The sequence below is a fragment of the Nonomuraea sp. NPDC059007 genome (genome assembly GCF_042740555.1).
GTDB lineage: Bacteria > Actinomycetota > Actinomycetes > Streptosporangiales > Streptosporangiaceae > Nonomuraea.
The window spans coordinates 1-22,040 of record NZ_JBHYJD010000036.1; the positions used below are offsets into that span (position 1 = coordinate 1).

Genomic DNA, 22,040 nt, shown 5'->3' on the forward strand with positions numbered 1-22,040 from the left:
TTGAGCCGTTCCCACTCCGCATTGGTCAGATCACCACGACCCATGACCCAATCGTGACAACATCACCACAACTAGTCAGCAGATCTAAGAAACGGCTCCTAGCGCTCTACGCCCTGGCACATGTGCCAGGGATCGCCGGCGCGATAGCGCACAGCGGCTGCTACAACCGGACCCACACCCTGACCGGCTTTCACTTCGAGAAGCGCTCCTATTGGGATGCGCCCGACCTCTACCAGGCATTCAGCGCGCTGCATTTCGCCGACCGGCTGAAAGGCCCCGTGTTGATCGCGCACGGCCTCGCTGACGTCAATCCCAGCACCCCGCCCCAGCAGGCCATAGAGCTCTATCGCGCGATCGTGGCGGCGGGCGGCCACTCCCGCCTGATCCTGCTTCCCCATGAGGGCCATTCCTTCCGCTTCCGGGAGACCTATGAGGCGCTGGCCCGCGAGCAGGGTGACTGGCTGCGGAAAGCAGAGTTCTGAGTGCGGTCAGCGAATGCCCGGACGCCCAACCTGGCTCAGTCACTGCTGTTCGGTCTCCGGCTGTTGTGGGAGGCCGACCCGAAGGGAACCGCCGGCTTGGCCGTTCTCCAGTTGGTGTCGGCGGTCGGGTTGGCGAGTGTCCTGGTGCTCGTACGGTCATCGTTAACCGCCCTGGAGACGGCGGGCGGGAGCGGCTTTCGGGCCGCGAGCATCCCCGCGGCCCTCGCGATCGTCGTGCTGGGCTCGGCCGCCGGAATGGTGCGCGCCGTGAGCACCCGCATTCAGCGCATGGTGACCGTGAAGGTGGACCGGCACGCCACAGCCATCGTCCTGCGCTCCGCCATGCAGGCCGAACTGTCGGAATTCGAGGATTCGGCGTTTCACGACCGGCTGCAACGCGCGGTGTTCGCCTCTCGCAGCAGACTGGCCATGCTCGTCACCGCGACAGTCGCCATCGGCCAGGCCGTACTGGCTGCCGTCGCCGTCACGGGCACGTTCATGTCGATGGCATGGTGGCTGCTGCCGGTCGCCGCGGTGAGCGCCCTACCTGTCCTCAAAGCCGCGCGCGACGACCGGAACTCCCGCCACGAACTGCATCACGCCCTGTCGGAGAACCGGCGCAGGCGCGAATACCTGGAGCGGCTGCTGACCGGCCGGGACGAGGCCAAGGAGATTCGCGCTCTGCGACTCGGGCAAGTCCTGCACGATCGCTGGGACGCCGCGTATCGACAGGAGATCCACGGCCACTCCGCAACCAACCGGCGCTACATGTGGGGCAGCCTGCGCGCCCGGGCGGCTGCGGACGGGTTGGTCCTGGCCGTTGTCGGCGGAGGCATCTGGCTGGTGGCCGCCTCCGTCCTCGACCTGGCGACCGTCGCCGCCGCGCTGATGGGACTGTGGTTCTTGTCGACTCGCGCGCAGATGCTCGGCGGCTTGCTGAGCGGGATCGGCGAATCCATTCTCTATCTGGAGGACCTCCGCGCCTTCACCGCGGTCTCGCCCCGGGAAACCGCTCACCCCCGGATGGCGATGGGAACCGTACAGGCCGACCAGGTCTCCTTTGCCTACCCCGGAACTGATCGGCCGGTGCTTCGCGACGTGACGGTCACGGTCAAGCCGGGCGAGGTTATCGCTCTCGTCGGGGCGAACGGCTCGGGGAAGACAACGCTGGCGAAGATCTTCGCCGGTCTGTATCAGCCGGACCACGGCTCCGTTCTGCTTGACGGCACGCCTGTCACCGACACTCGGACGCTGCGTGATCTGTCGGCGGTCGTCTTCCAGGATTTCGTCCGCTACAAACTCCCCGCCATCGACAACGTGACCTTCGGTCAGCCGGACGCGCCCGTGGACACGGACCGCGCACAGCGAGCCTTGGCCCAGGCGGGGGCCGACGCGTTTGTCGCCTCGCTGCCAGCCGGGGCTCAGACCATCCTGGGCAAGGAGTTCGCCAATGGCGCGGACCTGTCGGGGGGCCAATGGCAACGGCTGGCGATCGCCCGTACCTTCTACCGGGACGCGCCCTTCATCATCCTCGACGAGCCCACGGCAGCACTCGATCCGAAGGCCGAGGACGATCTCTTCGCCCGCGTCAAGAACCTGTTCGCCGACAGAGCCGTCTTGATGATCTCTCACCGCTTCTCCAGTGTCCGACACGCGGACCGGATCTACGTCATGGAGGAGGGCAGCGTGACCGAGGAAGGCACCCACGAGTCGCTAATGGCCAGACGCGGTACGTATGCTCAACTGTTCACCATCCAGGCGCGGCCCTATCGTTAGCCTTTCGGTCCGCGGCGCGCGGAACATGGCGGCACCGGGGGTCGTCAAAGGCTTGGCCGAGGCATTTAGATGCCGGGAGGCTGATATCACCTGGGCCACACGACGACCTCACCGACCGCCTTCACCTACGCCCGCGCTTGACGACGAGGCTCCACTCTCCCGAAACGGTCGGCCACCCGAGCGAACAGCGCGTCCAGCCCCGCCTGTAGATCATCGGCAGTCACCACATCACGCCCGCCACCCACAAGTTACGAAGTCAGGTTGTACTAGACCTCTAGCTTGGATCTTCCGTCAAGTCGGTGGAGCGTGCCAGCGCGTCACGGCCCTCTTGGCCGATGCCGTAGTGGCAAAAGAGCGGCAGGTCGAGCAGATTCGCCGTGGACCGGACATGCTCCGGCCGCCTCTCCAGATCAGTGAGGGGCACCCGCTTCACGAAGACCGGGCTTCCGGCGACCTCCAGTAGCGCCGACTCCCCACCGATGCCCGATCCCGTCGGCACGGCCGTGTCCACGAGCTCGCGCAGGGCGCGGTCACTGTGCGGCGCCAGGGATGTGGAGACGGCACCATGGGCGGCCAGACGCGCACCGCGCGACATGCCAGGGCACTTCACTGCGGCTTCCACCTGGACGCCGACCTCGATTCTGCACCGGCCGAGCAGCCGCGGCGCTCCTGTTAGGAGCCGATGGGTTGCAGTACTGCCGTAGTGGGGGGCTCGCGCAGCATGTCGGTAGCCTCGGCCATGCCGGGCGCCGCTTCGGCCATGTGCAGGTGGAAGGCCGAGGCGCTTTCCCACTCCTGCACCGAGTAGAAGGCGCCCGGATCTGTCGCATGCGCGAAGATGCGCGCGCTGAGGAAGCCCGGTTTGGCCGAAGTCTGGATGGCGTGCACCAGCGCGTCACGCGCCTCACGCTCCCGCCCGTCCTTGGCGTGGATCTCGATCAGGACCGTCACCGCGTCGTTCATCGTCCTCGCTCACCCTCTGTGTCTGCTTTAAGAAGCGGGGTCGCTTCTTAAATCACACCCTACGGCACCGTTGTAAGATGTGCACGTGCATCTTACGGAGGTTGCCATGCGACGACGGCGCGGCGCCCGGCTGGAGGCGGCCCTGCTCGAGGCCGCGTGGGCGGAACTCACCGAACGCGGCTACGCCACCTTCACGCTGGAAGCCGTGGCACGCCGGGCCGCCACGAGCACTCCGGTGATCTATCGGCGCTGGGCGAACAAGCACCTCATGGTCGAGGCCGCCCTCCTGTACGCCAGCTCCGCCCAGCCCCTCGACACCCCGGACACGGGGACACTGCGCGGAGATCTCTTGGCGATCATGAGGGCGGCCAACGAGACGCGTCTCGATCTCATCGCCGCGATGACGGTGGTCCTCGGCACCTACTTCGACGAGACGGACACCAGTCCGGCGCAACTTCGACAGCAGATCCTCGCTGGTGAGCCTTCGGCCGCCGATGTCATCTTTCAGCGGGCGATCGACCGCGGCGAGGCGTGCGCCGAACGCCTCACACCCCGGCTCAGGAGGCTCGCTTTCGACCTGTACCGCCACGAGGCCCTCACGACGTTGCGACCCCTGCCCGACGATGTCATCGAGGAGATCCTGGATGACATCGTCCTGCCTCTCGTACAAGATGCTTGACGGCAGTTCCCGGAGGTGGAGTACCGCTGTCGGCTGACTTGCGATGACGTAGGCGAGGCCGGGCCGTGTGACCGTTGTTGGGCTCGGCGATCCTTGAGGCCATCGTGCAGGCCCGGTTACGCCGGCATGGTGTACGGGGGAGGGGGCCGGTGCTCAGGCATGTTCGTCGGCCCGCGCGACGAGGTGCGTGCTCCGGTCATCGAGTTCTTCGACCATGGCGGCAGGCGGTTCGAATTCTCTCTGCTGCGTTTCGATCTCGACGTCAACGCCGCGGCGCTCGGTCACCACACCGCCGTACCGGCCATCGCGAGGGCGCCTTCTACGCCGCGACCACCGGACCGACGAACCTGCTGATCTCGGCCGTCTGCCGCGACCTCCACCGATACCTCACCCAAGCAGCATCGGCTGATCGCGTAGCTCGGCATTGGTGGATGAATTCGGTCCTCGAAGGATCTACGGAGAGGGGTCAGGCCAGTCCGCCGGTGACCATCAGTCTGGGGGTCGCCGCGTGCGCGTCGATCGTGGCCACGACGGCTGGGGAGGCGAGCCTGTCGAAGGCTCCGGCTTTCCGCAGCGCGCCCAAGCCGCGAGGTTCCGCGATGGTCCACGTGTCGGGCCGTTCGCGAGAGATGCCGTGCTTGCGTGCGAGCTCGGACCACAGGGCCTGCGCCATGTCATCGGCGGCATCGGCGAAGGCGCGGTCGAGGCGGGCATAGCCATGTTCGTCGAAATGCGCTCGCAGGTCGCCGGTCATGGATCGCCTTCCGGTCGAGACCGTCGAGCGCGGCGGCGGGCAGGCTCCCATGCCGACTCGATGGTCGGTCATGGGCGCTCAACCTAGCTCAGATGAGAACAGACGTCGGGGTGTGCGGACGGTCCGGCGGATTGCTCTTGCCCGAAAAGGCACACCAGCCCGTCACTGACCCCGATCGAGGGCGGCGGTCCCGGTGGGTCATTGGAGGCGAGCCGGTTGGGTCAACCTCTGGTCCGCAGGGATCAGATTGCGGCGGCGCGCTTGTCCCGGCACTGGCTGCGCGCGGTACTGGGGTGAACGGGGCAAAGGAGCGCATCATGGCGGACCTGTCGACGGTTGCTTTAGCCTGCGCCGGCATCGGGCTGGTGCTGATCAGGTTCAGGAGGCGCGGCATCGGGGTGCGGCTGCTGTTCGCGATGTCGATCGGCGCATGGGTGCTGGTGGCGGGCGGCGGGATGTGGGGGGTCAGTGGCGCCTTCGCGCAGCGCGTCGCGGCAGCGGATCCGTGTACGGCCGGCGCGCCGGTCAGGACGTTCGACATCTCCCTGATCAACCTTCCGCTCTTCCTGAATCGCTTCGGGGACGTCGTTCCCGAAGGGCGCATGTACGTCTTGGACGAGAACATCGCAGCGGTGCGGGCGAACTTCAAGAAGGCGGCCGATCCGTTCAGCCAGCGGGATCTGGTCGAGCCGCTGACCATCCGGGTGAACCACGGCGACTGCGTGTCGATCAGGTTCACGAACAGGCTGGGGGAGCCGGCGCCGGACCTGGAGTTCGACCTGGGAGAGTCGGTGTTCAAGCTGCCCGGTGAGACGGTGGTCGCCACTCCGGGGGCGGTCACCCCGGCCAAGCGGCAGTTCGCACCGGCCAGGTCCGCGCGCAAGGTGCAGTTCGACACGACCGCGGCGCCGTACGCCTCGATGCACTTCGATGGGCTGAAGTATGACGTCGCCACGTCGGACGGCACGGCGGTCGGCAACAATCCGGCGTCCACCACGGCGCCCGGCGCCTCCACGACCTATCGGCTGTTCGCCGACGCGGAGGGGGAGTTCCAGTTGCAAGGACGGCGCCGACATGAGCTCCGTGCAGACCGGGGCGGGCAACTTCATCGGGTCGCACGCCTTCGGGGCCTTCGGCGCGATCATGGTGGAACCGGCCGGTACCACCTGGGTGGACTCTTCGACGGGCCAGCCGCTGAAGTCGGGCACCCGGGCGATCATTCAGAACCCGGCGGGTAAGGACTTTCGCGAGCAGGTCGTGTTCATGCATGACGAAGTGGAGGCGCAGCCCGGCATTCTGACGCGGCTGTGCCGTACCGGAGAAGACGAGGAGGACCGCGCGAGCGGTGAGTGCGTGGAACCGAGCGCGGCCGAACTGGCCAAGCTGAAGGCGGGCACGCTGCCGGGACTGTCGGGCGGCGACGCCGACGCGCTGGTGCAGGGCGAGGTGCCGGTCAAGATGGAGTGGTTCGCCTTCAACTACCGGGCCGAGCCGGGGTTCAACCGCGAGGAGGTGGGCTGCCCGGCCGCGACGCGGGCGGGGCAGGGGTTCAACGCGGCGGAGTGCGTGGGCGAGGAGACGAGCCTGTCGTCGTGGGCCTTCGGCGATCCTGGCGGTGGCGACCTGGTGTTTCCCAGCTATCGGGGTGAGCCGACCCAGTTCCGGCTGATCCATCCGGCGGAGTTCGAGACCCACACCTTCCACCAGCACGTGAACCGGTGGCCGTTCGACCCGAAGGACGAGGGCGGGCTGGAGGAGATCAGCAAGCCCACGCACCACACCGCGGTGAGCAACGCTCTGGACGTGCAGGCGGTGAGCCCGGGTTCCAACTACTCGCTGATCATGGAGGGCGGGACCGGCAGCGCCCATGACGACAAGAAGGCGACCTTCGGCGACATCATTTTCCACTGCCATCTCTATCCGCACTTCGCCAACGGCATGTGGGGGTTGAACCGCACCTTCGACAAACTCGAGGACGGTACGCGGCGCAATCCCGACACCACCCTGGTGCCCAAGCTCATTCCGCTGGCCGACCATGCGGCTCCGCCCGCGCCGACCGCGGACCAGCCCGGCTTCCCGCATTTCATTCCCGGCGCGTTCGGTTACAAGAGCCCGAAAGCGCCGCTGGCCGTCGCGGAACGGCGGACCGGGGCGGTGTTCGCGCCCACTCCCGCGGAGATTCGCGCCGCCGACGTCCGAGGTCAGGTGCCGGGCGGCTTCTTCCAAAACCCCTGCCCGGCCACCAGATCGGATGGCCAGCCCATTCCCACCAAGACGTTCTACGTGTCCGCGATCGAGATCAAGCAGGTCTACAACCCGAAGCTCAACTGGAACAATCCACAGAGCCGCGTCTACGTCGGCGGCACCACCGCGGCGGAGCGAGATACGAAAGTCGCCGAGGTGCGGAACGGCAAGAAACCCGAACCCTTCTCACCCTTGCTGAACGTCGGCGACTGCGTCGTCTACCACTTACGCAACGACCTTCCCGAGCAGTTCGGCGGCACCGTCTTCGACCGGCGGCAGATCACCAACGAGGTCGGCATTCACCAGCACATGGTCCAGTTCGACGTGCTGTCCTCCGACGGAGCCGCCAACGGCTGGAACTACGACCAGGGGGCCGACGCCACCGGACCCAACCGTGAATACACCTATCGCGACTTCGTGCACGCCGACACCGCGACGAACTCCTTCCACGATCACTTCTTTCCGAACGTGCACCAGGACAACGGCCTGTTCGGCGGCGCCACCATCCATCCGCCCGGCTGCACCTTCCGCGACCCGACGACCGACGCGGTGGTGTCGATCGGCACCATCGTGGACGTCCACTGCGCTCCGGGCGCCACCGATTACCACGGCAGACCGGCCGACGGCGAGGACTACCGGAACGTGGCGTTGTTCGTCGAGGACCACGTCCCCATGTTCAAACCCGCGGACGCCGCCGATCCGAACGACGACCAGTTCGGCACGCCGGAAGGAGTGCCGATCTACCCCGCGAAATTCCCCTCAAGCAACGACGACCAGGGCGTGATGGGGGTCAACTACCGGCTGGAGCCGTTCGAGGCGCGCCGGAACTCCGACATGGCCAACATGTTCAGCTCCATCAGCCACGGAAATCCCAACACGCCGATTCCCCGCGCGTTCGAAGGCGACCGGGTCAAATGGCGGTTGTTCCAGCTGAGCCAGGAGGAGTCGCACGGCTTCAACCTGGAGCGCTTCCGCTGGAAACAGGAGCCCAACGATCCGAATTCGCCGTGGGTCCAGGCCCAGCACATCAGCGTGCTCGAGTACTTCGACGTGAAACTCGACATGGGCTATGAGATGTACTGGCCGGGAAACCCCGGCGAACACCGAAATTACCTCTACGACTACGGCGGCTCCGACGACTGGTTCCTCGGCACCTGGGGAGAACTCGTCGTCTACGGGTGCCGTGAGGGATTCGAGCCGCCCACCGGGCGGCTGGCCTGGCTCCCTGACAACATGCCGCGGCACATCTGCGCGGGCCCGCAGCCGGAGAAGGCCGGACCGAAGATCCCCATCCCCGGCCTCAACAACCCGTGTCCGCACCTGCCCGACGAGACGATCACGGTGCCGATCAAGCGGTTCACGGTGGTGGCGTTCAACAAGGACCTCACCTACAACGCCGCGGGCGACCACGATCCGAACGGCGCGATGTACGCGCTGGAAGAGGACGTGGCGGCGATCAAGGCGGGCACGAAGAAGGCCGAGCCGCTGATCCTGCGGGCCAACGCCGGCGACTGCATGGAGATCACCCTGAAGAACCAGCTGGAACCGGCCAAGATGGCACCCCACTGCTTCGAGGGCACCGAACCCGGCCAGCTCGGTTTCCGCGATCCCAGCGAAGGCGGACTGACGCTGCCGGGCTGCCTGGACCAGCCGCCGAAGAACGAGCACAACGTGCCGGGGTTCAAACCGCTCCCGGTCAGCTCCCGCGTCGGCCTGCGCTCGGCCATGGCCGACAGCCATGTGGACAGCTCAGGCTCCAACGTCGGCACCAACTACCCTGATACCACGGTCGCCCCGGGCGGGTCGATCTTCTACCGGTGGTACGCGCCGGAGGAGGACGGCTCCACCGGCCTCGGCATCCTCCAGGACTACGCCGACCCGCTCAACCACGGACATCACGGCCTCTACGCCGGCCTGGTGATCGAGCCGAAGGGATCGACCTACCTCGACCCGAAGACCGGCGCCGCCCTGAAGAGCGGCACGGACGCGGTGATCGTGGACCCGAACGGCAAGGACTTCCGCGAGCACGTGGTCCTCATGAACAGCGATCTGTCCCTGGTACGCAAGAACACCAACCACCCGGTGCCCGACAACTACGACATGGCGCTCACCCCGAGCCACGAGGCCGACGACCCGGAGGATCAGGGCGAGTTCGCGATCAACTACAGCAACGAACCCTGGAGCCACCGATACACCCGTAATCAGGACCTGGCCAAGATCTTCTCCTCGCAGATCCACGGCGACCCGGCCACGCCGCTCTTCCGCGCGTACGGGAAGGACCCGGTGCGTTTCCGCGTCGGACAGGCGGTCGGTGACCCGCGATCGACCGGCTTCACGCTGCACGGTCACAAGTGGCGGCGTGCCCCGGACGACCCGCAGTCGCAGCTGGTCGCCTTCCAGGGCCAGTTCAACCCGGGCGTGGTCCACAACATCCACCTCGATCCCGCGGTGACCGGCGGCGCCGGCGGACCGGACGGCACACCGGGCGACTACCTCTACCGGTCCAGCACGCTCGCCCGCCATCTCACCGGCGGCCAGTGGGGCATCTTCCGGGTGCTCGCCGCGAAACAGGCCGACCTCATCGAGCTGCCCGACCGTGGAGGAGCACGCAGATGACGTTCCGTCATGGCTTCATGTACGGCACGGCCGCCGGGCTGACCGCGGCCCTGGTAATAGCGTTGATCGCCTTCTTCGTCACCGATCCGGTCCCGGCGGCCTCCGCCGGCGAGCAGACCCGTCCCCCGGCCGCGCCGTCGGCCGGGGCGGGCCTGCCCGTGGGCATCGACGTCAAGGCCCGTCACCGCGGCAACCTCGAGGTCGAGGTGACGGCCAGAGTCAGCACCAAGACCTACGACCCGCTGTCACGGGCGAGCGTGGTCATGTACGCGGACATGGTCGCGATGCCGATGGCGCACCGCCTGGGCCCGATCCCGATGAAGGAGGTGGCGGGCAAACCCGGCCAGTACGCGGCGGAGGCCCGGGTGCCGATGGCCGGCGAGTACGACATCCAGATCAGCGTCCAGCGCCCGCTTCCCGGGGAGGCGCATACCAGGCTCGACGTGGGCGCGGGCTGAGCCGTTCGTCGGCGTGCCCGGCCCCGGCGGCGGGCTGTCAGAGGAGTCCGGCCTTGGCCGCGGCGAACAGCGCGCTGGCCCGGTCGGTCGCGTCGAGCTTGGACAGGATCGGTTTGAGATTGCGCTTGAGCGTCGAAGGGCTGATCGCCAGCCGGCGGGCGATCTCGTCGTTGCGCAGCCCTTTGGCGACCAGCCGCAGAATGCGCAGCTCGTGCGCGGTCAGCGCGGGGATGGGCCCGGTCGGCTCGCGGAAGAGCGGACCGCTCGCGGTCGAGCTGATCACGACGTCACCCGCGTCGATCGCCTGCAGCCCGCGTAACAGCCCGTGGGGATCGGCGTCGCTGGAGAACAACCCGCTCACCCCGAGCCGCATCACCTCCCTGGCGCCCGCCGAGTCGATGATGTCCACCACCAGCATGATCTTCACCGAGGGCGCGCTCTCACGCAGCCGCCGGACGGCCTGGATCAGGGCAGGGTCCAGCGTGCGCACGTCAAGGACGGCGATGTCGGGCGCACGCCCATCGATGGCGTGCCCGAGTTCGTCGAACCTGCGCACCACGGCGAGCACGGAAATGCTCGACGAGACCTGCCGTAGCAGCATCCTGAACCCCGCGACCTGAAGTCGCGAACCTTCGACCATGGCCACGACGCGGATCACATCACTCGTCTGCCCCCAAGACAGAATGACGCCGGCATTTTTATCTGCCCTTTACCAAAGAGGTTACCCAAAGACCGCCCGATTGGGGATCTTGCCCGTCTTTGGAGCCGATCGTTCGATGGGTGCCGAACATTCGTGCACCGCGTGGACGCAGGAGATGCCCCGGTTCAGGTCTCAGGCGGTGACCCGGTCTCGCCTGCGCTTGGCGAAGCGTAGGTAGAGCGACGGGGTGACGAAGAGGTTGAGCAGGGTGGAGGTGAACAATCCGCCCAGCACGACGACGGCCAGCGGGTGTTCGATCTCGTGCCCGGGGATGTCACCCATGATGACGAGCGGCAGCACCGCCAGCCCGGCGGCGAGCGCGGTCATGAGGATCGGCGACAGCCGTTCACGCGCGCCCCGCAGCACGAGGGCGACCCCGAAGGGTTCGCGCTCATGCTCTTCCAGATGCTGGAGATGTCCTTGTCCAGCGCCCGCCCCACAGATCGGGCTCGGCATGCAGGTGCGCGCAGACGTCCGCCTCCGGCCCCGGCACCACGGCGCACGGGACATCGTCGTGCGACGGTGGTACCGGTTCTGCCTGCGGCTTCATCGTGGAGCTGTTCGGATGATCACGTTGGCGGCGTGGTCGATGTCCTGCGGCGTGAGGTCCGCTCGTGCGGACAGCCGCAACCGGGAGATCCCGTCAGGGACCGAGGGCGGGCGAAAGCAGCCGACCATGATTCCGGCGTCCCGGCAGGCGGCGGCCCAGCGCACGGCGGCGTCGGCGTTCTCGGCGCGTACGGACAAGACGCATGCCTCGGGCCGTGGCGTGTCCAGCCCCGCCGAGGCGAGCCTCGCGTGCAGCTCTCGTGCGCTGTTTCTGGCCTTGGACGGGCGGGCGGGTTCGCGGCGCAGCAGACGGAGCCCCTCCAACGCGGCTGCGGTCGGCGCGGGGGCGAGGCCGGTGTCGAAGATGAACGTCCTGGCGGTGTTGATCAGGTGGTCGATGACACGGGCCGGGCCCAGCACCGCTCCACCTTGGCTGCCCAGCGCTTTGGACAGCGTGATCGTACAGACGATGTCAGGTGCGTCGGCGAGCCCCGCCGCGGCCACCGCGCCACGCCCGCCCGTCCCCAGCACGCCGAATCCGTGCGCGTCGTCCACGATGACAGCAGCTCCGGCCGCACGTCCGGCCTCGGCCAGGTCGGTCAGCGGCATGGCATCGCCGTCCACGGAGAAGACCGATTCGGTCAACACGACGGCGCGGCCATCATGGTTGTCGAGGGCCTTGGCCGCCGCGGCGGGGTCGGCGTGGGGGACGACGACGGTTTCCGCGCGCGACAGCCGGCACCCGTCGATCAGCGACGCGTGGTTGTGGCGGTCGGCGGCGATCAAGACTCCTGGGCCGGTCAGGGCGGTGACGGCGGCCAGGTTCGCCGCGTATCCGGAGGAGAAGACCAGCGCCGCCTCGAAGCCGGTGAAGCCGGCGAGCTCCGCTTCCAGCGCGGTGTGCAGTTCGGTCGTTCCTGTGACGAGCCGCGAGCCTGTGGCCCCGGCTCCCCAGCGCGTGGCCGCCTCGGCGGCGGCGCGCGTGACGTCCGGGTGCCTGGCCAGGCCCAGATAGTCGTTGGAGGCCAGATCAAGCAGCGCCGAGTCGGCGGGCCGTGGGCGTAGGGCGCGGACCAGACCGGCTCGGCGGCGCTGTTCGGTCTGTGCGTCGATCCAGTCGAACGGGTTGGGGCGCATGGCCACGGAATCTAACCCGGGAACGAGCGAGGCCGCGGTAAGGCCGTTCTACAAGATTCCCCGAACGACCTTGTCCGGATCGCCCATCGGGCGCCGCCGGCGGCCTGGCGGAGGATCGAGGCATGGAACTGCTGAGCACGCTGGTGGACAAGGGGCTGCGCGGGCAGACGCCGACGCGTGAGGAGGCCCTGGCCGTACTGACGACCTCCGACGACGAACTGCTCGATGTGGTGGCCGCGGCCGGGAAAGTGCGGCGGAAGTGGTTCGGCCGCCGGGTCAAGCTCAACTATCTCGTCAACCTGAAGTCGGGCCTGTGTCCCGAGGACTGCTCGTACTGCTCGCAGCGGCTGGGCTCGAAGGCCGAGATCCTCACCTACACCTGGCTAAAGCCGCACGAGGCCGCCGCCGCGGCCGAGGCGGGGACGAAAGGCGGCGCCAAGCGTGTATGCCTGGTGGCCAGCGGGCGCGGCCCCACCGACCGGGACGTCGAGCGGGTCGCCGGCACCATCGAGGCGATCAAGGAGCGCAGTCCCGACGTGGAGATCTGCGCCTGCCTCGGGCTGCTGTCGCACCAGCAGGCCGCGCGGCTGCGCGAGGCGGGCGTCCACGCCTACAACCACAACCTCAACACCTCGGAGGAGGAGTACGGCAAGATCTGTACCACGCACGGATTCGCCGACCGCGTGGACACGGTACGGCGTACCCGCGAGGCGGGCATGTCGGCCTGCTCCGGCCTGATCGCCGGGATGGGTGAGGCCGACGCCGACCTGGTGGACGTGGTCTTCGCCCTGCGGGAACTCGACGTTGACTCGGTGCCGGTGAACTTCCTGATCCCCTTCCAGGGAACTCCGCTGTCACAGACGTGGGAGCTCACCCCGCAGCGATGCCTGCGGATCCTGGCGATGGTGCGCTTCGTCTGCCCCGACGTGGAGGTACGCCTCGCCGGGGGCAGGGAGATACACCTGCGCGGCCTGCAACCCCTGGCCCTGCACCTCGTCAACTCGATCTTCCTCGGCGACTATCTGACCAGCGAGGGACAGTCCGGCAAGGCCGACCTGGAGATGATCAAGGACGCGGGCTTCGAGGTCGAGGAACCCGGGTCCGGGACGCTGCCCGAGCACCGCCGTACGCCCGAGTCCGCACGCACCGACCTGGTGGCGTTGCGCCGCCGCGGTGCCGGCACCGACCTGGCGCCCAATGCGTGACCCCCGGCACGTCTCGCGGCTGCTGGAGCTGGACCGGGCACACGTGTGGCACCCCTACGCGCCGATGCCGGGCCGTGAAACTCCGCTGCTGGTGGAATCGGCCTCCGGGGTACGCCTGCGGCTGGCCGAGCCGGTCGAGGGCCGGACGGAGCTGGTGGACGCGATGTCCTCCTGGTGGACCGCCATCCACGGGTACGGGCACCCCGTCCTGGACGCCGCGGTACGCGACCAGGTGAGCCGGATGAGTCACGTCATGTTCGGCGGTCTCACCCACGAACCCGCGATCCGCCTGGCCACCCGCCTCGCGGAGATCACCCCGGATTCGCTGGAACACGTCTTCCTGGTCGACTCGGGCTCGGTCGCGGTCGAGGTGGCGGTCAAGATGTGCCTGCAGTACTGGCGCTCGCTCGGCCACCCGGACAAGCGGCGGTTGCTGACCTGGCGCGGCGGCTACCACGGCGACACCTTCCAGCCGATGTCCGTGTGCGACCCCGAGGGCGGCATGCACTCCTTGTGGACCGGCGTGCTGCCGCGGCAGATCTTCGCCGACGCCCCGCCCTCGGGCTTCGACGCCGCGCCCGACCCCGCCTACACCGCGCACCTGGCCGAGCTGATCGAACGGCACGCGCACGAGGTGGCGGCCGTCATCGTCGAACCGGTGGTGCAGAACGCGGGCGGCATGCGCTTCCTGTCACCCGGCTACCTGCGCGTTCTGCGCGAGCTGTGCGACGAGCACCGGGTCCTTCTCGTGTTCGACGAGATCGCCACCGGCTTCGGCAGGACCGGCGCGCTGTTCGCCGCCGATCACGAGGGCGTCGCCCCGGACGTGATGTGCCTGGGCAAGGCGCTCACCGGCGGCTACCTCAGCATGGCGGCCACCGTGTGCACGCCGGAGGTGGCGTACGGCATCGGCCGCGGCGACTTCCCCGTGCTCGCCCACGGCCCCACGTACATGGGCAATCCGCTCGCCGCTGCCGTCGCGGGGGCATCGCTGGACCTCCTGATGGACGACGGGTGGGAGCGCCAGGTCAAGCGGATCGAGACGGGACTGCGGTCCGGGCTGGCCGGCGCGCGCGGTCTGGGCGGGGTGCGCGACGTCCGCGTGCTCGGGGCCATCGGCGTCATCCAGCTCGACCACGACGTCGACAGGGTCGTCGCCACCCGCGCCGCCGCGCGTCACGGCGTGTGGATACGTCCCTTCAGGGATCTCGTCTACACGATGCCGCCGTACGTCATCGACGACGCCGACCTCGCTCGCGTCACCACCGCGATGGTCGCCGCCGCCGCGGCCGGCTGACCAGGGAGAGCGTCCGCATGCGTGTTCTGATCGTCACCGGTACCGGCACGGAGATCGGCAAGACCGTGGTCACCGCGGCCGTCGCGGCGCTGGCGGTCGCTTCGGGCCGCCGCGTCGCCGTGCTGAAACCGGCTCAGACCGGTCTGGCCCCCGGCGAGCCGTGCGACGTGGACGAGGTCGCCCGGCTGGCCGGTCCCGTCACCCGCAGCGAACTGGCCCGCTACCCCGAGCCGCTCGCGCCGGCCACCGCCGCCCGAAGGAGCGGCCTCGCTCCGGTACGCCCCCGCCGGGCCGCGGAGGAGGCCGCCCGGCTCGCGGACGGCCATGACCTCGTCCTGGTCGAAGGCGCGGGCGGGCTTCTTGTGCGCTACGACCCGGACGGCGGCACCATCGCCGACGTCCCCGCCGCGCTGCGCGGCCTCGGCGTGGACGTCTCCGTCCTGCTCGTCACCACCGCCGGGCTGGGCACCCTCAACACCACCGCGCTGACCGCGGAGGCGCTGCGCACCCGTGGCCTCCCTCTGGACGGCCTGGTCATCGGCAGCTGGCCCACCGCCCCCGACCTGGCCACCCGCTGCAACCTGACCGATCTGCCGGCCGTAGCGAACGCACCTCTTCTAGGGGCCCTGCCAGAACGCAGCGCGAAACACGACCGCGAAGCGTTCCTCTCCACAGCCCGCGCCTGCCTCGCCCCGGAACTCGGCGGCACGTGGAGCCACCCCGAATTCCTTGCCCGACATCTGCTCGTCCGGCGGGAGTCGTGCGGTCAGGCGGCGACCGGCAGGTAGGAGAAGCCGCGGATCGACGCCGACGATCGCCGTCGTGGCTCGCCCGTCCGACGCAGCCGGGGCAGCCGCTCGGCGAGAGCCCGCAGGGCGATCTCTCCTTCGATACGGGCGAGCTGAGCCCCCAGACAGTAGTGGACCCCGCTGGAGAAGGCGAAGTGCTCGGGCCCTCCGGTACGCGTGATGTCGAACCTGTCCGGTTCGGCGTAGACCTCCGGATCGCGGTTGGCCGCGGCCAGGATCGTCAGCACCTGCGTGTCCTTGCGCAGCACCCTGCCGCCCAGCTCAACGTCATCCTGGGCGACGCGCCCGGTGACCGGCACGGGCGGGTCGTACCGGAGGATCTCCTCCACCGTCCCGGCCGCCAGTTCCGGGTTCTCCCGCAGTGTCCGCCACTGTTCCGGACGGCGCGCGAGCTGGTACACGCCGTTGCCGATCAGGTTCACCGTCGTCTCGAATCCGGCGATGAGCAGCAGCAGGCAGGTGGCGATCACCTCTCCGACGGTGACCTGCTCGCCGTCGACGGCGTTGACCAGCACGCTGATCACGTCGCCGCCCGGCTCTCGCCTGCGCTCGTTCATCAGCTCGGTGAACAGCTGGGTCATCGCCGCAAGGGCTGCTTCCCACTCGGCCCACTGGCGCGCGGTCAGCTGCCCGTCCAGCGCCTGCCCGGTGAGCGTGCCGTAGCGGGCGAACTCCCCGCGCCGGTTCTCGGGGATGCCGAGCAGTTCGCTGATCACCGTGATCGGCAACGGCGTCGCGAACTCCCCGATCAGGTCGAACGGCCCGCCATCGATCCGGTCCAGCAGGCGCGCCGTGGCCTCTTCTATCCGGGGCCGGTACTCATTGATCAGCTTGGGGCGGAAGGCGGGCGCGACCAGGCGCCGCAGCCGGCTGTGGTCCGGCGGGTCCAGCTCCAGCAGTGAGGGCGCCAGCCCCAGAGGAAGTTGCTGCTCGCTCGGCAACCGGCCCGCGGAGTCCCGCATCCCGAAGCCCTGCCCGCGCAACACCCGGCTGCACAGTTCGTAGGACGTAACCGCCGCATAACCCATCACGCTCCGGTAGACCGGTCCGTGCCGCCGGATTCTGCCGTAGACCGGCCACGGATCCTCCCTCGGCACGTACAACTGAGCGACGTGATCGCCGCAGGCCGCCAGCGTGCGGGTCGCCGCGCGGACGGCCAGACCTCTGATCGCGGACATGCTTCCTCCTCGATGAGTGGTGCTTCGGTACGGCAGGGCCCGCGGCCTCTACGACGGCGTGACGCCGATACCGCCCAGCAGAGTCGCCATCACCAGGCCCGGCGCGTCCAGCGGAGCCAGCCGTCCCAGCGAGATCGCTTCCCAGGCGCTGTAGATGAGGCCGTTGAAGGTGAGGTTGGCCCACCACATGGGCACCTCGGCGCGAAAGATCCCGGCCTGCTGACCGCGCCGGATCAGCTCGTCGAGCGGCTCGTCTATGGCCGCGACCCGGGCCACGAGTTCCTCGTCCAGGTCCAGCGACGGCTGCCGCACCAGGAACTCGATCCGCGGGCCGAGCGGGATCACCAGGGTGACCAGTCGGCGCAGCGCGTCGAGCACCTGATCGCCGGGAACGTCCAGTTGTGCCTCGGCGATGGCTTTGTCCAGGCGATCGACCGCGTCATGGGCGACCGCGACCAGCATCGCCTGACGGGTCGGATAGCGCTTGGTCAACGTGGTCCGCCCCACCCCCGCGGCGACCGCGACGTCAGCCATGGAGGCGGACGGGTTGGACAGGAGCACCTCGGTCGCGACGTCCAAGATCGACTGCCTCGTCCGGTACGCGCGCGGCCCTTCACGACCTCTCATGCCCGCAAGTGTACAACGATGTCCTCATACGAACGCAAGAGTCCCTTGGCGGAGTCCGCAGTACGTCCTCTCAGGGCAGGAGCAAGGTCTTGCCGATGACGTCGCGGGCGGCCATGGCGGCGTGCGCGTCGGCGGCGCGCTCCAGCGGCAATGCCTGCCCGATGACCGCCCTGATCCGTCCTGTCGCCAGGTCGGAGAGCGCCTGGTCGGCCAGCCGCCAATCGCCTGGGGCGATCTCATCCTCAACACCGCGCAAGACGACCCGGCGACGCTCCACTTCGTGCGCATCGAGGTCGGCGACGGCCCCGCTGGCCGCACCGTAGGAGAAGAACCGCCCGCCGTCGGCGGTCACGCCGAGAGCGGCTCGGCCGAGCTGCCCGCCCGCACCGTCGAACACCACGTCCACGCCTGCGCCTGCGGTCGCCTCACGCACCCGCTCAGCCCACTCGGGTTCGGAATAGTCGACCGCCACATCTGCGCCCATCTCACGAACATGGCGCAGCTTCCATTCGCCGCGGGCAGCGCCGATCACGTGGGCGCCGGCGGCGTGGGCCAGCTGCACCAGCCACACGCCGAGGCTGCCGGCCGCCGCGTTCACCAGCACCCGCTCTCCTGGTCGCAGGACGGCCTTCTCGGCCAGGCTCAAGGCCATCAGGCCGTCGTGCAAACCCGTCAGTGACCTCGCTGTACTCGCTTTCGCGCCTGAGCGTGATCCACGCCAAAACATCAACCGAAGTTGAGGTCAAGGCGACGGGAGAGTCGATCGAGGACGCGTGAAGCCGCACCCGCGTACCGTCCGCACATCCGATCACCGGCACGGCGGAGTACTGCTCAGGGCGAGGGCCTCGATGATTGGCTGTCGTTCACGGTCCGCAGAGCGGCTGCCAGCAGGTCCGGGTCCGGGAGCGCCTCCGGGTTGACGAGTGCTTGGGTGACAAGGCCTGTGGCGAGAGCGTAAATCAGTGCGCCGAGTCCTGTGCCGCCGGTCGGCTGTCGTCCTACTTCAGCGGTGAGATCCTCGCGCCGATCGGCGGCGAGACCCTTCGCGGCTGAAGACCTCCAGGCATGGGGAGGTTCCGCGAGGGTAGGCGGTGTGCCTAGCCGATAAACCGCCTCGATGGGCGAGCGTGTGACGCGGTCCGACGTCGACTTTCTGAGACCACCCGTCTGATCTCGCGCGCCCGCGAGAAGATCCAGGCCATCCATCGGCAGATGACCACGGAGATCCGGTACGGCAGGCCGACTGGGCCTGATCTGGCTGGGTATGCGAGACCGTCATGAAACAGGTCATCGCGAAGCCGGTGCGGATCGCCGGCGGTGTACTCGGCGGTCTGATCGCCGGCACGGTGTTCAAACACGTCTGGAAGCTCGCCTCCGGCAAGGACGAGCCGCCCGAGGCGGACTCGACCCGCTACGGCTGGGGCGAGGTGCTGGTGGCCGCAGCCCTGCAGGGAGCGATCTTCGGCGTGGTGAAGGCGGCCATCGAGAGAGCGGCGGCGCGGGACGACTGACCCTCGCACCGCGAGGCCGATCCGTCCGGCGTCCCGTACGTCCGCGCGCCGCGGACGCTCCCGAGGTCTATCCACCACCCGCCTGGGCAGGGCCGACGGCGCCCTCCACTCCGTGTCGGCTGCGTCGTGGCCTTCAACGAGGCAGAACGCTCCTGGGAGTGCCCCTGCCACGGCCCACGCGTCGACGTCGACGGCGCCGTGCTGCAGGGACCCGCGGTGAAGGCGTTGCCACCGGTCGAGCTGGACGAATCAACCGGATGAGGTCGTACGGCGCAGCTCACCGCTGATGGGCCGTACGCGCGTGTCCGGAGAAAGCGTTCATGCCGGGCTTCGCGAGTCGGGGATGCGCAGCAGCAGTATGGCTGCTCGAACAGGCGCCAGCAGGTGGCCGGGCCGGCCGACGCGAAGGATCATGGCCGGGGGTTGACCGCCCAGGCTGATCAGCCCGCGCTCGGCATCGGCCACGACCGGTACGGCAGTCGGGATGCGAGTCCCGGCGCGCGCGATCACTCCCCGCCGGATCGCCGAGAGTCGTGGCCTGGCCGCGTTACCTGACCTGGCTGGAGGGCAGGGTGAGTGCATGCCCAGAAGAGGACCGATCCTGGGGCGGCCCCCCGACATCGCACATACCCGGCTGAGTTCGGTGATTCTGATTTCCCTTGTCGTTCTCACCGCGTTGGCAACGATCGCCGACAGGCCGGGAATCACGGCACTCGCCATTCTCCTGACGATCGCCACCTGCATTGACATGTTCCTGGTGGCGCACCAGCGCAGCAGATCCGCAAGCAGACACTGACGCCACACCAGGTCGACCATGGGTGCGAAGTTACAGCCCCTGCGCGGATACGGCAGGACAGTCTGGCGCGTGCGTGCCTTTCACCGCGGCCTGGCCGGTCGTAGCCAGGCTCCCGACAGTGCCGGGTGCTCGCCGCACCGCGAGGGCGAAGCCCGCCGCACGCCCCCACCGGCCTGCGGGCGACGTGCGGCATCGGGAGTGCACTTGGTACGTGCCGCTTGCCCTGCTAAGGGGCTGTGCGGGTGCCGGTGGCGCGCCGGCCGAGCAGCAGGCCGAGGCCGATCATGCCGAGGCCGAGGATGAGGTGGAGCCAGTTGTCGGCGGCGTTGACAGGGACGAAGTTGAGGTCGCTGGTGGGATTGATGAGCATGCCGTAGATCCACAGAAGCAGGTAGATGATGCCGCCGCCGATGAGGAAGGCGCGGGCGGCGGTGAACGTGCGGGCCATGACGATGCCGGCGATGCCGAAGGCCAGGTGCACGATGTTGTGCAGGATGGAGACCTGGAAGATGCCCAGCAGCAGGGCGTCGGAGTGATGCCCGGCCGCCTGCAACTCGTCGTAGTTGGTGGTGACGCCGGGGATGAAGCCGAGCACGCCGACCAGCAGGAACACGATGCCCACGGCCAAAGCGGCGAGTTGGGCGGGCGTGCGGGCCGTGCGGGTGGGTGAGGTCATGACTGCGCCCCTTTCCATGGGGAGGCCACCTGCCCAGCCCGATCAGGCCGGGCAGACGCACGCGCGGCCCGCGACAGGCGGCCTGAGGCGCTCTGAAAGATCGCGTGACGCAGAAGGCGCGTGCGCCTGTGGTGCTGGCGGACGACCCCGTCGGGCCGTCCGCTGTTACAACTGCCCAGGCCCAGCCCCGCAAACCTACGATTTCACCACCATCTCGGCCCGAGGAATCGACCCTCGGCCGAGGCCGAGTGCCGCAGGGAACACCCGGACGAGACCTGCGTAGTGGCCAAGACCACGCCTCACCGGCCGCCGTCGCGGCGCGACACCGGCTGCGGGAGAAGACGCTGTGGCGCACGCTCTACGAGACCGCTTCCCTGCGCTACGTCAAGCCTGGTCCCGCAGCTGTCGAACACCTCGCGCCGCGCCGCCGTACACACTGACCGCGCAGCTCACCTGGAACATCAAAACCCGGCTACCGCTACACCTCATGCCTCTTCGTCAACAGATGGTCGATCTTCGACGGCCTCTGACTGATATGGCCCGGCCAGGGCGGGGGCGTTGCGAGCCGCGAATGGTGCCCGGAGTTGCTCGCCCCACCGGCACGCTCGGCCTCGGCCGAGCCCACGCGCATGGCGCAGCCGTACCAGATGGCGGCTGGTCATGGGTGAGCAGCCGCCGGTTACGGCCCGGCGTCTCGACATCGAAATCGGACTCCTCCGTGGCCGTGCGTCTGCTGACCGACGCTGACGCGTTCGCCTACGCCGTGTGTGTGATCAGGGCCGGTGCTCGTCGTGGGAGTCCCGATCGCGGGAGGCACCGTGATCGGGGCTGTTGTCCTTCCTGCGGCCTATCCGGAAAGCGATGACGACGGCGATCAATATGCCGATCGCGGAGATGATCCAGCCTGCCGGATCCATGTGACCTCCCGTGAGGATGTCTCCGTGGCACGGCTCGGCGGGCCCGCCGCAGCTCGAACGTTCGAGCGGTGGATCCGCCGAGCGGTTACCCGTGCATGACGGCCCAAACGAGGCCGTCGCCGGCCTTCCGGAAGGGCGCTTCGTGGCCCGTCGGTGGAAGGCCGGCCCGCTCGGCTAGTAGCAGCCCTTTGTGATCTTTGTGAGCCGCTGCGAGGTGCCCTTTCTGAACTTCTTCTTGCCATCGGTGCCGCCGTTGGTGGCCAGGCACTTCGTGTCGGTGCTCAGCGGGCCTTTGAGGTGGACCGTGGCATACACCCGGTGCGAGCAGTGGTTGTTGAAGTAGACCGTGGTGGAGGTGGTGCCGTCCTTCCAGGAGTAGTTGGTCTTCTTCCCGCTGGGCCGTATGCATGTGATGCTCTTGCGCTTGATCTTCTGATCGGTGCTCGTGGAGGCGGTGGCCGGCTGCGCAGCGGCGGCCGGAGCGGGGGTGAACAGCAGTGCTACTGCGGCGGCAACGGCTGGGGTCAGTTTCGCGTACCTCACATTTCCTGCCCTTCTTGTGGTGGGATCGCCGGTCCTTGTCGCGGTAGGACTGCGCGATGGACACGAGACTCGGCCGTGGTCGGCACTGGGCCCCCCACCCGGACCCCCCACCCGGGCGGGGGT

Annotated in this window: 23 protein-coding genes; 9 read left to right on the plus strand and 14 right to left on the minus strand. The window is 68.5% G+C overall.

The window, feature by feature from the left end:
* Together ACFWY5_RS40890 and ACFWY5_RS40895 are read left to right on the plus strand one after the other, a co-directional pair.
* Positions 1–482 (plus strand): alpha/beta hydrolase family protein (locus ACFWY5_RS40890; protein ID WP_379638035.1); only part of this gene is annotated, 482 nt, incomplete at its 5' end.
* 96 nt (positions 483–578) lie between these two features.
* The gene (locus ACFWY5_RS40895; protein WP_379638036.1) at positions 579–2,258 is read left to right on the plus strand and encodes an ABC transporter ATP-binding protein; all 1,680 of its coding nucleotides are present in this window, start codon (positions 579–581) and stop codon (positions 2,256–2,258) included.
* Positions 2,259–2,532: 274 nt separating this feature from the next.
* Here ACFWY5_RS40895 and ACFWY5_RS40900 read toward each other — a convergent pair whose 3' ends face one another.
* On the minus strand, positions 2,533–2,880 hold the full coding sequence (locus ACFWY5_RS40900; protein ID WP_379638037.1) for a hypothetical protein: 348 nt from the start codon (positions 2,878–2,880) through the stop codon (positions 2,533–2,535).
* A gap of 50 nt (positions 2,881–2,930) precedes the next feature.
* Positions 2,931–3,221, minus strand: a complete 291-nt coding sequence (locus ACFWY5_RS40905; protein ID WP_379638038.1) for a putative quinol monooxygenase — start codon at positions 3,219–3,221, stop codon at positions 2,931–2,933.
* 106 nt (positions 3,222–3,327) lie between these two features.
* On the opposite strand from ACFWY5_RS40905, the gene ACFWY5_RS40910 reads away from it, so the two are divergent.
* Positions 3,328–3,900 carry a TetR/AcrR family transcriptional regulator gene (locus ACFWY5_RS40910; RefSeq protein WP_379638039.1) on the plus strand — a complete coding sequence of 191 codons (573 nt, stop codon included), beginning with the start codon at positions 3,328–3,330 and terminating at the stop codon, positions 3,898–3,900.
* Positions 3,901–4,053: 153 nt separating this feature from the next.
* Here the strand turns inward: ACFWY5_RS40910 and ACFWY5_RS40915 are convergent, their stop codons facing one another.
* Together ACFWY5_RS40915 and ACFWY5_RS40920 are read right to left on the minus strand one after the other, a co-directional pair.
* Positions 4,054–4,185, minus strand: a complete 132-nt coding sequence (locus ACFWY5_RS40915) for a hypothetical protein (RefSeq protein WP_379638040.1) — start codon at positions 4,183–4,185, stop codon at positions 4,054–4,056.
* 181 nt (positions 4,186–4,366) lie between these two features.
* Positions 4,367–4,654, minus strand: coding sequence for a hypothetical protein (locus ACFWY5_RS40920; protein WP_379611032.1), 288 nt, complete (start codon positions 4,652–4,654; stop codon positions 4,367–4,369).
* A gap of 1,074 nt (positions 4,655–5,728) precedes the next feature.
* On the opposite strand from ACFWY5_RS40920, the gene ACFWY5_RS40925 reads away from it, so the two are divergent.
* Both ACFWY5_RS40925 and ACFWY5_RS40930 read left to right on the plus strand, forming a co-directional pair.
* A complete protein-coding gene (locus tag ACFWY5_RS40925) occupies positions 5,729–9,514 on the plus strand; it encodes a hypothetical protein (protein ID WP_379638041.1) in 3,786 nt (1,261 codons plus the stop codon).
* A complete protein-coding gene (locus tag ACFWY5_RS40930; RefSeq protein ID WP_379611035.1) occupies positions 9,511–9,972 on the plus strand; it encodes a FixH family protein in 462 nt (153 codons plus the stop codon). The genes ACFWY5_RS40925 and ACFWY5_RS40930 overlap by 4 nt, the downstream gene beginning before the upstream one ends.
* A gap of 37 nt (positions 9,973–10,009) precedes the next feature.
* Here ACFWY5_RS40930 and ACFWY5_RS40935 read toward each other — a convergent pair whose 3' ends face one another.
* From ACFWY5_RS40935 to ACFWY5_RS40945, 3 genes are all read right to left on the minus strand, one after another.
* A complete protein-coding gene (locus tag ACFWY5_RS40935; protein ID WP_379638114.1) occupies positions 10,010–10,612 on the minus strand; it encodes a LuxR C-terminal-related transcriptional regulator in 603 nt (200 codons plus the stop codon).
* Between the two features lie 192 nt (positions 10,613–10,804).
* Entirely contained in the window at positions 10,805–11,038 is a 234-nt protein-coding gene (locus ACFWY5_RS40940; RefSeq protein ID WP_379638042.1) for an efflux RND transporter permease subunit, read from the minus strand.
* A 180-nt stretch (positions 11,039–11,218) separates the two neighbouring features.
* Positions 11,219–12,358, minus strand: coding sequence for an 8-amino-7-oxononanoate synthase (locus ACFWY5_RS40945; RefSeq protein ID WP_379611039.1), 1,140 nt, complete (start codon positions 12,356–12,358; stop codon positions 11,219–11,221).
* Between the two features lie 122 nt (positions 12,359–12,480).
* On the opposite strand from ACFWY5_RS40945, the gene bioB reads away from it, so the two are divergent.
* From bioB to bioD, 3 genes are read left to right on the plus strand one after another with little or no spacing between them, the layout of a single operon-like run.
* Positions 12,481–13,563: a biotin synthase BioB gene (gene bioB / locus ACFWY5_RS40950; RefSeq protein WP_379611040.1), complete on the plus strand. Its 1,083-nt coding sequence runs from the start codon at positions 12,481–12,483 to the stop codon at positions 13,561–13,563.
* A complete protein-coding gene (locus ACFWY5_RS40955) occupies positions 13,556–14,860 on the plus strand; it encodes an adenosylmethionine--8-amino-7-oxononanoate transaminase (RefSeq protein WP_379638043.1) in 1,305 nt (434 codons plus the stop codon). The genes bioB and ACFWY5_RS40955 overlap by 8 nt, the downstream gene beginning before the upstream one ends.
* Before the next feature lie 17 nt (positions 14,861–14,877).
* Complete coding sequence (gene bioD, locus ACFWY5_RS40960) at positions 14,878–15,648, plus strand: dethiobiotin synthase (protein ID WP_379638044.1); 771 nt, start codon at positions 14,878–14,880, stop codon at positions 15,646–15,648.
* On the opposite strand, the gene ACFWY5_RS40965 is transcribed toward bioD, so the two are convergent.
* The 3 genes from ACFWY5_RS40965 to ACFWY5_RS40975 form a co-directional block, all read right to left on the minus strand.
* Positions 15,627–16,847, minus strand: a complete 1,221-nt coding sequence (locus ACFWY5_RS40965) for a cytochrome P450 (protein ID WP_379638045.1) — start codon at positions 16,845–16,847, stop codon at positions 15,627–15,629. The two genes, bioD and ACFWY5_RS40965, sit on opposite strands and share 22 nt — an antisense overlap.
* Before the next feature lie 48 nt (positions 16,848–16,895).
* Complete coding sequence (locus ACFWY5_RS40970) at positions 16,896–17,474, minus strand: TetR/AcrR family transcriptional regulator (protein WP_379611045.1); 579 nt, start codon at positions 17,472–17,474, stop codon at positions 16,896–16,898.
* 70 nt (positions 17,475–17,544) lie between these two features.
* Positions 17,545–18,126 (minus strand): zinc-binding dehydrogenase, encoded by a 582-nt coding sequence (locus ACFWY5_RS40975; RefSeq protein WP_379638046.1) that lies wholly within the window; start codon positions 18,124–18,126, stop codon positions 17,545–17,547.
* Positions 18,127–18,751: 625 nt separating this feature from the next.
* Between ACFWY5_RS40975 and ACFWY5_RS40980 the strand changes: the two genes are divergently transcribed.
* Positions 18,752–18,985 carry a DUF4235 domain-containing protein gene (locus tag ACFWY5_RS40980; protein ID WP_379611048.1) on the plus strand — a complete coding sequence of 78 codons (234 nt, stop codon included), beginning with the start codon at positions 18,752–18,754 and terminating at the stop codon, positions 18,983–18,985.
* A gap of 318 nt (positions 18,986–19,303) precedes the next feature.
* Here the strand turns inward: ACFWY5_RS40980 and ACFWY5_RS40985 are convergent, their stop codons facing one another.
* The 4 genes from ACFWY5_RS40985 to ACFWY5_RS41000 form a co-directional block, all read right to left on the minus strand.
* Entirely contained in the window at positions 19,304–19,801 is a 498-nt protein-coding gene (locus ACFWY5_RS40985; RefSeq protein ID WP_379638047.1) for a hypothetical protein, read from the minus strand.
* A gap of 206 nt (positions 19,802–20,007) precedes the next feature.
* Positions 20,008–20,457: a DUF4383 domain-containing protein gene (locus ACFWY5_RS40990; protein WP_379611051.1), complete on the minus strand. Its 450-nt coding sequence runs from the start codon at positions 20,455–20,457 to the stop codon at positions 20,008–20,010.
* Positions 20,458–21,230: 773 nt separating this feature from the next.
* Positions 21,231–21,374, minus strand: a complete 144-nt coding sequence (locus ACFWY5_RS40995; protein WP_379611052.1) for a hypothetical protein — start codon at positions 21,372–21,374, stop codon at positions 21,231–21,233.
* A gap of 174 nt (positions 21,375–21,548) precedes the next feature.
* On the minus strand, positions 21,549–21,917 hold the full coding sequence (locus ACFWY5_RS41000) for a hypothetical protein (protein ID WP_379611053.1): 369 nt from the start codon (positions 21,915–21,917) through the stop codon (positions 21,549–21,551).
* Between the last annotated feature and the right edge of the window lie 123 nt (positions 21,918–22,040).

What these genes read in the sequence shown, in the direction of transcription:
- ACFWY5_RS40905 (WP_379638038.1), bottom strand. Translation starts at nt 3,221, where the DNA reads ATGAACGACGCGGTGACGGTCCTGATCGAGATCCACGCCAAGGACGGG.
- ACFWY5_RS40910 (WP_379638039.1), top strand. Translation starts at nt 3,328, where the DNA reads ATGCGACGACGGCGCGGCGCCCGGCTGGAGGCGGCCCTGCTCGAGGCC.
- ACFWY5_RS40920 (WP_379611032.1), bottom strand. Translation starts at nt 4,654, where the DNA reads ATGACCGGCGACCTGCGAGCGCATTTCGACGAACATGGCTATGCCCGC.
- ACFWY5_RS40925 (WP_379638041.1), top strand. Translation starts at nt 5,729, where the DNA reads ATGAGCTCCGTGCAGACCGGGGCGGGCAACTTCATCGGGTCGCACGCC.
- ACFWY5_RS40930 (WP_379611035.1), top strand. Translation starts at nt 9,511, where the DNA reads ATGACGTTCCGTCATGGCTTCATGTACGGCACGGCCGCCGGGCTGACC.
- ACFWY5_RS40935 (WP_379638114.1), bottom strand. Translation starts at nt 10,612, where the DNA reads ATGGTCGAAGGTTCGCGACTTCAGGTCGCGGGGTTCAGGATGCTGCTA.
- ACFWY5_RS40945 (WP_379611039.1), bottom strand. Translation starts at nt 12,358, where the DNA reads ATGCGCCCCAACCCGTTCGACTGGATCGACGCACAGACCGAACAGCGC.
- bioB (WP_379611040.1), top strand. Translation starts at nt 12,481, where the DNA reads ATGGAACTGCTGAGCACGCTGGTGGACAAGGGGCTGCGCGGGCAGACG.
- ACFWY5_RS40955 (WP_379638043.1), top strand. Translation starts at nt 13,556, where the DNA reads ATGCGTGACCCCCGGCACGTCTCGCGGCTGCTGGAGCTGGACCGGGCA.
- bioD (WP_379638044.1), top strand. Translation starts at nt 14,878, where the DNA reads ATGCGTGTTCTGATCGTCACCGGTACCGGCACGGAGATCGGCAAGACC.
- ACFWY5_RS40965 (WP_379638045.1), bottom strand. Translation starts at nt 16,847, where the DNA reads ATGTCCGCGATCAGAGGTCTGGCCGTCCGCGCGGCGACCCGCACGCTG.
- ACFWY5_RS40970 (WP_379611045.1), bottom strand. Translation starts at nt 17,474, where the DNA reads ATGAGAGGTCGTGAAGGGCCGCGCGCGTACCGGACGAGGCAGTCGATC.
- ACFWY5_RS40975 (WP_379638046.1), bottom strand. Translation starts at nt 18,126, where the DNA reads ATGGCCTTGAGCCTGGCCGAGAAGGCCGTCCTGCGACCAGGAGAGCGG.
- ACFWY5_RS40980 (WP_379611048.1), top strand. Translation starts at nt 18,752, where the DNA reads ATGAAACAGGTCATCGCGAAGCCGGTGCGGATCGCCGGCGGTGTACTC.
- ACFWY5_RS40985 (WP_379638047.1), bottom strand. Translation starts at nt 19,801, where the DNA reads ATGGTCGACCTGGTGTGGCGTCAGTGTCTGCTTGCGGATCTGCTGCGC.
- ACFWY5_RS40990 (WP_379611051.1), bottom strand. Translation starts at nt 20,457, where the DNA reads ATGACCTCACCCACCCGCACGGCCCGCACGCCCGCCCAACTCGCCGCT.
- ACFWY5_RS40995 (WP_379611052.1), bottom strand. Translation starts at nt 21,374, where the DNA reads ATGGATCCGGCAGGCTGGATCATCTCCGCGATCGGCATATTGATCGCC.